This window comes from Burkholderiales bacterium, assembly GCA_035518095.1.
Classification (GTDB): domain Bacteria; phylum Pseudomonadota; class Gammaproteobacteria; order Burkholderiales; family JAHFRG01; genus JAHFRG01.
Window position 1 is genome coordinate 1 of sequence record DATIXX010000015.1, and the last position, 13,381, is coordinate 13,381.

Annotated in this window: 8 protein-coding genes and 2 pseudogenes; 6 read left to right on the forward strand and 4 right to left on the reverse strand. The window is 54.7% G+C overall.

The window, feature by feature from the left end; genetic code table 11:
• Positions 1-807: 807 nt before the first annotated feature.
• Entirely contained in the window at positions 808-1,926 is a 1,119-nt protein-coding gene (locus tag VLV32_03250) for a mechanosensitive ion channel domain-containing protein (protein HUL40910.1), read from the reverse strand.
• 124 nt (positions 1,927-2,050) lie between these two features.
• Between VLV32_03250 and VLV32_03255 the strand changes: the two genes are divergently transcribed.
• Entirely contained in the window at positions 2,051-2,176 is a 126-nt protein-coding gene (locus VLV32_03255; GenBank protein HUL40911.1) for a hypothetical protein, read from the forward strand.
• Positions 2,177-2,356: 180 nt separating this feature from the next.
• Positions 2,357-3,709 (forward strand): APC family permease, encoded by a 1,353-nt coding sequence (locus VLV32_03260; protein HUL40912.1) that lies wholly within the window; start codon positions 2,357-2,359, stop codon positions 3,707-3,709.
• Positions 3,710-4,081: 372 nt separating this feature from the next.
• Here VLV32_03260 and VLV32_03265 read toward each other — a convergent pair whose 3' ends face one another.
• Positions 4,082-4,300 (reverse strand): tautomerase family protein, encoded by a 219-nt coding sequence (locus VLV32_03265; GenBank protein ID HUL40913.1) that lies wholly within the window; start codon positions 4,298-4,300, stop codon positions 4,082-4,084.
• A 388-nt stretch (positions 4,301-4,688) separates the two neighbouring features.
• Here VLV32_03265 and VLV32_03270 point away from each other — a divergent pair, with 388 nt between their 5' ends.
• From VLV32_03270 to VLV32_03285, 4 genes are all read left to right on the forward strand, one after another.
• Entirely contained in the window at positions 4,689-6,032 is a 1,344-nt protein-coding gene (locus VLV32_03270; protein ID HUL40914.1) for a hypothetical protein, read from the forward strand.
• Positions 6,033-6,546: 514 nt separating this feature from the next.
• Positions 6,547-8,304: a SulP family inorganic anion transporter gene (locus tag VLV32_03275; GenBank protein ID HUL40915.1), complete on the forward strand. Its 1,758-nt coding sequence runs from the start codon at positions 6,547-6,549 to the stop codon at positions 8,302-8,304.
• Positions 8,305-8,877: 573 nt separating this feature from the next.
• Positions 8,878-9,468 (forward strand): hypothetical protein, encoded by a 591-nt coding sequence (locus VLV32_03280; GenBank protein HUL40916.1) that lies wholly within the window; start codon positions 8,878-8,880, stop codon positions 9,466-9,468.
• Between the two features lie 775 nt (positions 9,469-10,243).
• Positions 10,244-11,662: a glycosyltransferase gene (locus VLV32_03285; GenBank protein ID HUL40917.1), complete on the forward strand. Its 1,419-nt coding sequence runs from the start codon at positions 10,244-10,246 to the stop codon at positions 11,660-11,662.
• A gap of 250 nt (positions 11,663-11,912) precedes the next feature.
• Here VLV32_03285 and VLV32_03290 read toward each other — a convergent pair.
• Together VLV32_03290 and VLV32_03295 are read right to left on the reverse strand one after the other, a co-directional pair.
• Positions 11,913-13,024 (reverse strand): annotated as a pseudogene (locus VLV32_03290) (IS3 family transposase).
• Positions 13,025-13,104: 80 nt separating this feature from the next.
• Positions 13,105-13,381, reverse strand: a pseudogene (locus VLV32_03295) (ionic transporter y4hA).

Below are 13,381 nucleotides of genomic sequence, written 5' to 3' on the forward strand. Positions count from 1 at the left end.
CAAGCTAATGTTTGCCAGCGTTGGCCATTATCTGAAGCAACTTCCGGGGTTCGTACATCTCACTTGGTGGGTCCATCCTGACGATCCCACTTGGTTCAATGAGGTGAGCTTTTGGGAAAGCAAGGAAGCGATCGATGCCTGACACAATACCGGTTACCACAAGTTTGCCAAGAAATGGGCCGCAGAAAGTGGTGCCATTATTGAGGATGTCATTACAAATTTCTCGGTTGAAAGCACTCGCGTTTTGCGGATATGTCCTTGTTGCCATCAACTCCAGGACTTCAAGTATGACTTGGGCAAAGAACAGAAAACTTTGGCGCAGGCCTGCCCGCAGTGCGGTTTTCACTTCCCTATTATGAAAGAAACGCCGGACTGCTTTGCGGTCTTCAAAGATATCCGGTAGAACGAAACTTCAGAGCGCCGATCGGTCCACTGACGATTGCCATCCCGTCCGTGTCCGAAACGACAATTAAATAGCACAGGGTGTTCACCGCTAATCAGGAGCCTCGTGGCGATGCAAGGCTTTTTACATTAGGCGCGTTTTGTCAATGGCCGGCGGCGCCCATTGGGCGTTGGGACTTTTTCAACACAACAGGGCGAGACGTGACGTTCGCTAACGACCCGACGGGCCATTGCCGCAATCTGGCGCAGCTTGAAAAGGATTTACTCAAGGTAAAGACCTTGTTGGTCATTTCGGTCTACTTCGAGTCATGTTACCGCCATTAAATTTGCTTCATTCAATCTGGTCCAGAGTATTAAGGCAAGCCCGGTTGCCATTTTGAATGTCCGCTAGTTATTACTCGACCCTCAGGCGGATGGTTGCCCACCAATAATGCGGATGTCGCGCTGCGGGTACGGAATTTCAATGCCCTTCTCCTGAAATTTCCGCCAGATTTCCATGTTGATGTCGGAGCGCAGATTGAGCTGTCCTTCTTCGACGTCGTTAATCCAGATGCCCAATTCCAAATCGATGCCGTTATCGCTGAACGACTTGAGATAGACTTTGGTTTCCGGGTCGGCAAGCACCCTGGATTGATGCGCTGCGGCTTGTTTCATGATTTCCATAGCACGGAGCAGGTCGCTCTGGTAACTGATCTGCACAGGAATGCCGATGCGTATTTGACGGTTGGTGTACGAATGATTGATAACAGTTGTGCTAACCAGGGTTTGGTTAGGGATGATCGCCTCGGTGCCGTCATTGCTTTGCAACACCAGGTAGCGCGTAGTCAGTTGCGTAACCTTGCCGAAGCGGCCATCTACCGTCAGGATATCGCCCGGATGGATGGAACGGTCAAGCAGGATGATGAACCCACTCACGTAGTTGCTGGCAATTGTCTGCAAACCAAAACCGATGCCTACGCCCAATGCACCACCGAATACGGAAAGAACGGTGACGTCGATGTGCGCCAAAGATAACGCGATCAGAATGCCGAGAACCATCAAAGAAGCACGGATCAGCTTGGACAGCACCACGCGCAAATTTATGTCCATTTTTTCTGTGGCCATCACTCTGTGTTCCAGTGTCCGTGCCAGCCACATTGCCACCAGCATGGTGACGAGAATGGAGAGGATGCCGCTCAGGATAATGGTCAAAGAGATTCGCTGCTCGCCAATATGAAAGCTGACGTAATCCATCGCATCGATGACCCCAGGAAGCAACCCTGTGACGTGCAATGCGAACCCAACCCAAATCGTCAGGACAATGAATCGTTCGGAGCCTTGAAGCCAACTACTCGGAGCAAAGACTTGACGCAGGGCATAGACGACAAGGCGAATCAGCATCAATGCAAACAGGAGGGGAACAGCGATATTCAGAAGATTGACCGAGTACCACTGTTTAAGCGCGGCCCTCCCGATCAACACCAGTAATAACCCCAACAGCGGAAAAGCCACTCGGGATACGCCACCAAAGCCGACTTTTGACACGCCTTCGGACTTAGGAAGCCGTCCCAACAACCAGTGGTTTATTCCCCAAGCCAGTACCAGGCTAATTGCCAGCACAGCGATCTGCCAGAGAATTGTGGTTTGTTTTAGGTCGGAAAGAAAATCAATGAGCAGATTGCGGGTAGCGCTGGGCATGAGCCGGAATCCGTATCAGGTAAACAAATTGAATTTTAGCATGCTCGGTGCGGCGAGCTTCAACACGATAACAGTGGGATATGAAAAAATAGCTTAGCCGCGGGATTCCGTCATCCGTGCTACGCCTGTCAAGCCAACATTGCGGTTTCGGCGCGAGTAAGGATCAAGATTATTCAGGGCATTTGTTGGTCGAAATTTGCCGATGGTCAATGCCCGGAATTGGCCGATTCGCGCCTTGGCGGTAAGCAGCGTATTCTCAAGTTATGGAGGCCACGATATGCCTGAGAATCTAAAGCTTCGACAAGACGCGCTCGGCTTAAGCGAATCAGTCGTGATGGGTGTCGCCGGCACTGCCCCCGCCTTCAGCGTGGCGGCGACCACCGCCACCTTGATTGCCGCTGTAGGCATCTTGTCCCCCGCTAGTCTTCTTTACTGCGGCATCATCATGTTTGGCGTGACATTCGCCTACATGCACCTGAACCGGCTCAACCCAAATGCAGGTGCCTCTTACGCTTGGGTCGGCGCGGCGTTCGGCCCGACATTGGGCTTCTTTGCCGGCTGGGCGCTGCTGGTGGCCTCTGCCGTATTCATGGTATCGGGAACCATCCCCGCGGCGGTGGCAACCTTGACGCTGTTGAGTCCAACGCTGGCCAACGATACGGCGAGCGTTACTTTCGTCGCTTCCATTTGGTTGCTGCTGGTTAACGCCGTGATCATCAAAGGGATCAAACCCACAAGCTATACGCAAGTCGTCATGACAACGATTGAGGTAGGCGTTCTTGTCATCGTCATCATCGCGTCGCTGCTTGAGTTCGCTGCGAGGCCGGCCCATCAGTTCTCGGCAAATTGGTTCTCAGTCACCGCCTTCTCACCGCAGTCCTTTGCGAATGGGGCTCTGATAGTCCTCTTCTTCTTCTGGGGGTGGGATGTCACCATTAACTTGAATGAAGAGACCCGGAACGCGGCAAGTGCGCCAGGGCGCGGAGCAATTCTAGCGATGGGGATCGTGCTGCTCTTGTTCGTTGCGTTCGTGACCACCGTCCTGTTAGTAATGTCCGACACAGAGATTCAGCAATCCGGTACCAATATTGTCTTCGCGGTAGCCGAAAAAGTTTTTCCTCGGCCTTGGAGCTACATTGCGATTGTCGCGGTCATGTTGAGCACCGTCGGCACGCTGGAGACGTCCATCCTGCAATTCACGAGGACCATGTATGCAAAAGGGCGCGACGGCGCTCTTCATCGGCGCTACGCCGTACTCCACAAAACATGGAGAACACCCTGGGTCGCTACCGCGCTTATTACGCTTCTGGGACTCGTCCTGCTGTTTCTCTCCTCGGGATTCCCAAGCGTGAATCAGATCATCAAGGATTCAGTAAACGCGATTGGCTTCCAAGTTGCGCTCTACTACGGCCTCGCCTGTCTCGCCTGCGCTTGGCACTGCCGGAAAAGAGCCCTCAAGTCGTTCGGTGATCTGATACTTCTGATTCTCTGGCCGATCGCCAGTGCCGTATTCCTGGTGCTGGTCGCCATATACAGCATTCCCACTTTTGACCTTGCAACCAATATTGTCGGCCTTGGAGGTATCGCCATCGGTGTAGTGCCGCTCGCACTTAATCGTAGAAGACGTTAAGGTCGGAGCAGGGGCGTAAAGGTCTGCTTTTGGCCTATTCCGTTGAAAAAGTCCCAACGCCCAATTTTCGGTTGATACCAGGGGGTCTTCTACCCATTACCCGAGTGACGATCGTCGATTGTGACGCGATCTGAGAAATCGATATTTAGCGATGAGCGCTGTTGGATTTGGAAACCAACTTTTTCAACACAATAGGCCGATTGCCGACAACTGGGGATATAAAAAAGAGGTCAGAACCGGATTGATTCACGACGCCGGACAATGCAGAATCCCCGCGCGATTGCTTTCATGCTTGGCGGTGCGAGCCAGCCTTTAAACGCGATTTCGCCGCTAACGTATTACTAGGATCCGCGTTCCGCGGAAAGACTCACGCTAACCGGACTTTGCAGTACGGGCTTTCGTTGCGGCGAACTCAGGCAAATGCTTGCCGGCCTTAATGTGATTGAAACCCGGTGTCTCTCGGATCAGCACGTAGATGTATTCAACCGGGGCATCGATGGTCTCGCTCACGACGCGCGTAATTTCCCGCGCCAGCGCGCGCTTCTGCTCCTCGGTTCGCCCTTCCCGAATGTCACACTGAATGATTGGCATCCTTTCCTCCTCTTGATTGGTAAACAAAATTTCCACCATTGCGCTACCCAGGCGTACGCACTCATTTGACCGAAACGTTCTTAATCGGCTTTGCGCCGCCGTCCCCGTCACCAAGTGAAGCAAGCCCGAAATAGATGTCCGGCCCGAAAATCCCGAACGACATCTCCGTGTACTGATTATCCCGCCACGCGACGCACCGCTCCAAATAATCCGCAGGTCTCAGCTTCAAGCGCCAGTCGGGGAGCCGGCACTCAACGCGCGCGATCGACGGCGGCTCCAATTGGCCACGAGCGACCTAGTTTAAAATAGCTGCAGAAACCAGCTAATTGGGGCATGATTTGCCGATAATTTACTCGACCCTAGTTTTCCGGTCCAAGAAATCGCGCAAGTGAAGACAATCAAGCCAATAGTGCTCGTGTCTGTAATGTTCCCCACGATTTTCCTGGGGTGCCTTGGAGCGGTTGCGGCAGAAGAACGGCAGCCTTCCCTATTTGCCGCGGCGACCGGCGCTCCTGACGAAAGCGACCTTATTGGAAACGACTCGGTATATCACACGCCACTCGCCGGAGAGCCGTATCAAACAATATTCATGGGGCAACCGGTTAGTGTTCCTGCCCAGGACCGTGGTCATGTCACCGTCCTTACGGTAGGTGGCACTTTCTATATTCCGAGACAGGGAACCACCGCCTTTCAGCCCATAGGCGCATTGTATGTCAAGCGGGTGTGGGAGGAATCACGCACCCGCGATGCGATAAGCATCTTTGTTAATAGCCTGGAATATGACAGGAATTTGGACCCCGCCCATAACTTGGAACTCGTGACCCTGTTTGACAACAGTACCATCCCGGTTGCCCAAAAACTCGTGCTTAATAATCAGGAGATAAACGCATCCTCCCTGAAATATGGGACGATTTGGGCCTCGCTCGGTCCCGGGCTGCGTTTCAAGGTCGCTCCCTGGCAAATTGACAACGACCTGAGGCTTCAACTACTGGCACGCGCGGGTTATTTTTATGACCGCAGGACCGGCGACACCGCGCCAAGCCTTATCGTGCCACCCGACACGATGCTGTACGGCGCGAAACTGCGGGGGCGTTATGACGGGTTGCGCCGGAACATTCTTGAATTACCTCATGAGGGATTCGCCGCCGGATTCGACGTGGATTACACCGACCGTTACCATTGGTCTGATACCGGGATTCCAGGCAAAGGTTTTTCCACCAAGGATCAAACCCAACAATATGCCCAGGGCTCAGCATATTTTATGGGTGTTGGCGGCATCCCCGGACTGTCGGAGAAAAACCGGATTTTAGCGAGCTTCCATGGCGGCGGGATGGATAAACATAGCGCTGACCGCTATAACGCTTTTACCATCGGCGGCGGACCTCTTCAGTCTGAGACCGATGACCTGTATCGCCCCAATTATCCCGGCACCATGTTCAATAACATATATGTGACGGATTACGCCTTAATGGCAGTCGAATACCGGCGCGAGCTCACGTTCTTCATGTATTTCCACTTGCGCGGCTCGTTCATATGGGCGCACCAGGCAGCCTTATCGAATACCAATCAAGTTGTGTTTAAGGCCGCCGACGGTCAAGCCTTGACCATCGGCCTGGACACCGCATTTTTCTGGGATTCGGAGGTCTATTTCGACTATTCGCACGATAGCGGTTTCGTGAGAAACGGAGCACCTGGAAACTCTATCACTCTCACCTGGAACAAATCCCTCTGAGCCGGAAAAAAGCGGATGGGTTGTCGTCTATTTGACAGAAAAAAAGCAAACGTGAATCAAGCTTCAGGTGCTAAACCCAGCCAATCAACACGAGCACGATGTCCACAAACGCATAAATTTTACAATGCAACCAGCAATCAAACCTTGAAGGGAATCACGCAAATGAAACAAGGTTTAAGTGCTCGCTCGTTTTCATTGCTAATCGCGGAGGCAGCGCTTTTCAGCATGGTCGTTCCGACCCACGCGGCGGAAAGCACCGCTGCAAATAATCCGCGGGCGCTAGCTTCGAACCTTATCGGGAAGGCGGTTAATATATTGACAACGTTTCGATCAGTGCTCAGATTTCCGACTTAGGAACGGCTGGCCCGACCCGGATTATGGCGCGATGATAAAATTTCCTGCGCAGCGCGCGGCATAGACTCTACGCGAAAGAAAAACCGGATTTATATGATTCGTGTTGGCCAAGATATGCATGGCGTGCGTCGGAGACGCTTTGCCGCCGGTAGGTTCGACAGTGACTAAGGCGCGCGCGCATCCAGCGGCCGGTTGGCTCACTCGCCTCTACGGCATCGCGCCTGGGCTGTCCACGCTCGTTAATTACCGCGCGCAGGATTTCCCGCACGACCTGGTCGCGGGGCTTTCAGTTGCCGCGGTGGCTTTGCCGGTTGGCGTCGCGTATGCTGAGCTCGCAGGTTTCAACCCAGCGATCGGACTTTATTCAAGTATCTTGCCGCTCGCTGCGTACGCGCTCTTCGGTTCGTCGCGGCAGCTCGTCGTCGGTCCTGATGCTGCAACTTGCGCATTGATTGCCGCGGCAGTGGCGCCGCTCAGCGCGGGCGATCCTCAGAAATACATGGCGATGTCAATGACGCTTACCTTTCTGGCCGGCTTGCTATGCGTGGGCGCGAGCTTTCTTAAGCTGGGAACACTCGCAGATTTTCTTTCGCGCCCGATACTGGCGGGATTCATGAATGGCATTGCCTTGTCGATCGCGCTTGGCCAACTTAGCAAGGTTTTTGGATTCAAAATAGAGGCCGGGGGCATTTTACCGCGGTTCATTGAAATTGCGGACAAGGTCGACCAGACACATCTGCCCACATTCGCAGTGGGTCTCGCCTCGTTCGTTGTGCTCCTGGTTTTGCCCAGATTTTTGCCGCGGCTGCCTGCGGCGCTGGCGGTCATGGTCCTCGCTGCGCTTGGGGTCGGATTACTCGGGCTCGATGTGCGCGGCGTTAAAATCGTGGGTGAAGTCCCTGCCGGTCTGCCTGCGCTTGCAATTCCAACCATACCGCTGGAATCGCTCAAGACGCTGCTTGGCGACGCTGCCGGTATCGCATTAATATCGTTCACGAGCCTTATGCTTACCGCGCGCAGCTTTGCATCCAAGAATAACTACGACATCGACGCTGACCGCGATATGGCGGCGCTAGGCGTCGCCAATATCGCCGCGGCCGTCTCTCACGGCTTTGCGATTAGCGGCGCTGACTCGCGCACGGCGATGAGCGACGCGGCAGGCGGCCGCACGCAAGTCGCAGGACTGATTGCCGGGGCGTCCATTGCACTGGTCTTGATCTTTCTCACCGGCCCGCTCAAGTACGTGCCGCAAGCCGCGCTCGGAGCCGTACTCGTGATGGCGGCATATTCGCTCATCGACATTGCGACGCTGCGCGCACTATGGCGCGAGGAGAAGGAAGAATTTGCGATCTCGATCATTGCAACGCTCGGCGTGGTGTGGGTCGGCTCGATCGATGCGATTCTGTTTGCGGTGTTGCTCGCGCTGCTGCGCTTCGTGCGCATCGTCGCCCGCCCGCCATGCGAGGTTTTGGGCGTCGTGGAAGGAATGCCCGGTTTTCACAGCATTGCGCGCCACCCGAACACGCACACCATCCCGGGACTATGCCTATTCCGATTTAATTCACCGATCGTATTTTTCAATGCACCTTACTTCAAGCGCGCGGCGCTGGAAGCAGTGGCGGCCGCCGGCCCGGAACTGCGCTGGCTCGTGCTCGACGCGGTGCCGGTGACGAGCCACGACGCCACCGGCCGGCATACGCTGCGCGAGCTCGAGAGCGAACTTGCCGCCCGCGGGATTAACGTCGCTATTGCGGGACGTCAGACCGAATTCACGAATTGGCGCCGTGCGCGGGGCCTCGACGAGTTGCGATCGAGCAACGAGCGCTTTTTTCCGACACTGCGGCAGGCGGTGCGCACTCTGCGGAAGGAGCTTGATGCAGGTAATCAATCCGCCGAAGGGCAACGCGCGCCAGGTTGACCCAAAACTCGTGAAAATCATTAGGCCTCATTCAGGCTTTTCTGCCTTCCCCCAAGTTCGCATGCAGGTCACAATGGAGTTGTAGCAAGTTAAATCGTTATTGAAAACTTTTTTATTAGGAGAAAGCCATGGCTTGGAGCAAACCCGAATTTACCGATATGCGTTTCGGTTTCGAAGTTACGATGTACATTCTGAACCGCTAATGCGCATTTAAGTTCGATAAGGAAAAAGGGCTGCTGAAGAAGCAGCCCTTTTTTATTTCAAGCACTAATCTATCGTGCTATCCGCGAGTGAGGAAAAATAGAGCTCGGGCTTGGCAGCCAGCCCAAAGTCTGCACCCGACGGAAAGCACTGCTCCAAATAATCCGCAGACAATAGATTCGAGCCCAGTTCGGGGAGCCCGGTCTCTTATATAACATAATTTTCTCATTAGCTTAGGTCCGTAAAGAGTCTGGCTCTTTGAGCCTAGCGGTTTGCCAAGTCTGCTCTCGTTGCTGGCGACAAGTAACTTGTCTGCCATTCTGGTGTCTAATTTCGAGTTTAGAGTTTCACATCACTACGCGGGAGGAATCTATGTCAAATGTTCATGCTCGTCTTATGACCGCTGTCGTAACTGTGGCTTTTCTCATCGGGGTCCCATCCTTGGTTCTTGCAGAACCGGACGGGGGAAGTCCTCATGAAGGGATGCAGCACTGGGGTGCGCACTGTGGCACCCATGCTTGGCAACACCACGGCAAGCACCACGCTGTGGACCATGTCTTCCACAGCTTGTTCCGGCACGCCAAGGACCTGGGTCTCTCCGACGAGCAAGTTGCGAAGCTGCATTCCCTGAAGACCGGCTATGCAAAAGCCGAGATTCGTGGAGAGGCCGACATGAAGCTAGCCGAAGTTGATGTCCGGACCTTGGCCCATGACCCGAAGGCGAAAATGTCGACCGTCGAGGACGCGGTGCGCAAAGAGGAAATGGCACATGCTGACCGACGGATCGAGAAGATTAAGACCCTGCGTGCGACGTTCGCCGTCTTGACGCCGGAACAACTTGAGAAATGGCGCGCCATGAGGCTGGAGGGGCACGGAGGGTGGCACCGCGAGAGATATGGCGAAGGCGCAGATTTTGGCACGTATAGCGATAAACCAGGGACCGCGCGCGACGAAACGTCGTAGCCGGAAGCGGACGATGATAGTGTTGAGTTAATGTCCATCCTCTCCGGTTTCTCCGAAACCGAAGGCCAATAGTTAGAGCTAGTCCGGAATTGTACTGGTGACCTTGCTTTAAAGAACTGTACCGGATTGAATGAAGCAATTGTCATGTATGAACCGGTCGCGCCGGATAAAAATGCATTGTCATATTTCGGCTGTATTAAATGCCTGACTTGCACCCATTTTTCGTAAGCTTTGAGCGTGCGTCGCCAACGCGCGCCTTCGACCATTAAGCGTCGCGTAACTCAAGCACGGCAAGGGGTGAGAGTCGAATCGATTGACGATGCTGGTCTATCCAGAATTCCCACGCGGCGGAAAGCAGCGCTTCAAATAATCGAACCCACGCTTGGGTGGAGGCTTCGTTCCGCTGCTGTCAAATCATTCGACGCCAGCTTCGATGTTTGCTACGTGTTAGGTGCAGGCCTTCTCATGTCCTTATCTCGGAGCAGCACCTTGCACGAAAATCGTTCGCGCGCCCGATGCTTCGCCCAGATTTAGTGCAGGCACCCGCTGTAATGGTTTGGCGACAATTTCGAGCGCTGTCATTCTTTTTAAATTGGACTCAACCGGTTACGCAGTCCGAAGCCGAACACATACCAGACTGCGTCATTGGTATGAATGGTGCTTATATACGATCGAGATGCCATATGAAGCCGGATCGCAATTAGCACGACCCGCCGCCGGATTTCGGCTTGCTACGCGCCAGCGAGTCGTATTTCCATGATGGTAGTTCCATCCCATGCATAGTTCCCGGCATCTTCTTGCTGAATCTGCTGGCGGGGTAGCAATCGCCGACGCCTCCTTGCCACGCCCTTGGTTTTACCCCCACCAGTTCGATCAATTCATTTGTGACGTCGAATTCGGCACTTGGGAGATATTCATCAAACTGTTGATCGTATTGGCATTGGCCGCTCTGGCCTATGTTTGCGTTTCGCACGCGTTGTTTCGTGCGATTTTGGCCGCGGCCGGACAACAACGTTGGTCAGACGTACTCGCCAGACCCAGCGTGATGTGGCTAATGATGGGTATTGTTCTGCTGGTATTTCGTACCTTGCTCTGGTTTCGTTACCGGCCGTTTGCGCCGATGACGGCGCAGGACGCGCCATCCTTGACCGTGATCATTCCCGCCTACAACGAGGGCGCCATGGTTACGCAGTCTATCAATTCTGTGACCCGTGCCGATTATCCGCGGCATCTTCTGCAAATACTTGTCGTCGATGATGGCAGCACGGATGACACCTGGCAGCACATTGTGCAGGGGGAACGCAGATATCCGAACCTGGTGACAGCTATCCGTCTCGAGCGAAACCAGGGTAAGCGTGCCGCGCTTGCGGAAGGATTTCGCCGGGCGCGCGGTACGGTCGTAGTAACCGTAGATTCCGACAGCATTATCGAAAACCAGGCTTTGCTTGCCATCGTCGCTCCGTTTCGGGACCGCAGCGTTGGTGCAGTTGCGGGCAAAGTGGTCGTGTACAACTCGCGCGCCGGGCTTATCCCGAAGATGTTGCGAGTGCGCTTCGCTTTGTCATTCGATTTCCTGCGGGCCGTCCAATCTACTTTTGGTACTGTTAATTGCTGTCCGGGCGCACTCTCGGCCTATCGTACGGACGTGGTTCGTGCGGTCCTTGATTCGTGGTTGAACCAAATGTTTCTCGGAGCCAGTTGCACGATTGGTGAAGATCGGGCCCTGACAAACTATATTCTTGGGTGCGGTTTCAATTGTGTTTATCAGCGCACGGCTGTTGTTCGAACTATGGTGCCCGAGCAATACGTCAAGCTCGCAAAGATGTATCTGCGTTGGGATCGCAGCTATGTGCGCGAGGAATGTCGACTTTTGCGAATTGTCTGGAAGCGACCGTTCCGGCAGGCCTTGATTGCGTTTATCGATCAGCTGTTTTCGAATTTCCGTTATCCAGTGGCTTACGCCAGTCTCATACTGCTTGTACGTCTTTCGCTGCACGACCCGACCACCATCCCGCGGATGTTGGTTGCGATGGGAATCATGTCGGCGTTCTATATGCTGTACTTCCTGCGCAGCGAAAGGTCATGGGAATTCCTGTACGGCATACTTTATTCGTATTTCTATTTGTTTACGCTGTTCTGGATTTTTCCCTGTGCGGTACTTACAGTGCGTGCGCGTGGTTGGCTCACTCGATAGGGCAGGCCGCAGTCGTGCAAAAGAGCTGAGTGTAGACTTCGCGAAGCAGAAGCGACTCTGTGCGAAAGTCGACATCCAGTTCAATTCTGTGCAGTGAGTTTTTTTATTAATATGTTGGAAACCAAGAAAGGAGGCGATCCATGGCCTACTACCTGAGCATGCAACGAGTTAGATTTAGGAGCCCCGACGATTCGAGCACTTCAAGCTAATGTTTGCCAGCGTTGGCTGAGGGGCCCCGGAATTCTGGACACTAGTTCTGTGAGTTTGCGGCCGCTGTAGCCGTCATTTCCTTTGCAAATTCCCTGGGCGTCATGCCCTTGAGAGATCGGTGAGGCCGGTTCTCATTATAGTCCCATCGCCAGGCATCGATCTTCTCCTTCGCGTCGTCCAGCGAATGGAACCAGTGAGCATTCAGACATTCCTCGCGAAAGCGGCCATTGAAGCTTTCGATGATCGCGTTATCAGTCGGCTTGCCGCGTCGGCTGAAATCGAGCTTCACGCCGTTGCTGTAGGCCCAGAAGTCGGTCTGCCCGCTCACAAACTCCGAGCCGTTGTCGCAGTCGATCCGTTGCGGCAGACCCCGTTCGTATTTCAAGCGATTAAGCACCTGCACCACATGCTCTGCCCGCAGGCTCGGGCCAATCGCAATATCCAGGCATTCCCGCGTGTAGACATCGACGACCGTCAGCGCCCGAAACCGCCTCCCGTCCGCGAGTTCATCGGCGACAAAATCCATGCTCCACACCTCGTTCATCCGGCCTGCAGGCGGACGCGGACTGCGATGCTCGGCACTGACGTGCCGCCGCGGGCGCTTACGCTTGAGCGCCAGCCCTTCCTCGGTGTATATCCGGTCAAACGACGCTTGCCCACCTCCCACCCCTCGCGACGCAACAGCATTAAGATTCGCCGGTAGCCAAACCGCACCCGCGCGGCCGCAATCTCCCGCGTGCGCTGCTTGAGCGCCGTCAGCGGGTCGCGGATACTGCGGTAGTAATACACCGACCGCCGCAGCCGTATACAGCCGCACGCCCGCTTCGTCGCCACCCCGTACCGATTCATCAGGTAGCGCACGATCTCGCGCTTGGAAACCGGCTTCACCACTTTTTTTTAAGCACGTCCTGAAGCATGACCTTGGTCCCGCGACAGGTCCGCGACCATTCGCTTGAGCCGGGCGTTTTCCTCCCGCAACTCCTTCAGCTGCCGCACCTCGGAGGGTTCGAGCTTGCCGTAGACCTTGCGCCACCGGTAGTACGACTGCTCCGAAATACCGTGCCGGCGGCACAACTCCGAAACCGGCGTCCCCAGCTCCCCCTGCTTCAAGATCCCGGCAATCTGCGCCACCGCAAACCGCTTCCTCTTCATGGCAAAACCTCCGTCGTGATAGACTCGATTTTGCCGCAAAACTCACCTTCGTTTCTGTCCAGATAATCGGGGACCCGTCAGTGCCGTAAAGCACCCATCAGTAGGCACAGACCCACCACGCCATTGCACACAATCATCACGGTAGCGAACAACGTATCGCGGGCGAGGGTGCTGGCGGCCGGACTGCCAGACAGCATTATTGAGCCGATCAGCGCCAGCTCGATGACGGTGACGGCCAGGGCGAGAATCAGGGTGCCGAAGGGCTCTCCGACCCGAAGCGCGACAACTTCGGCGTGATGTACACCGACAAGCACCGCCGCTATGAGCGCGGCGAAGACCAAAGGAAGAAGAATCCAG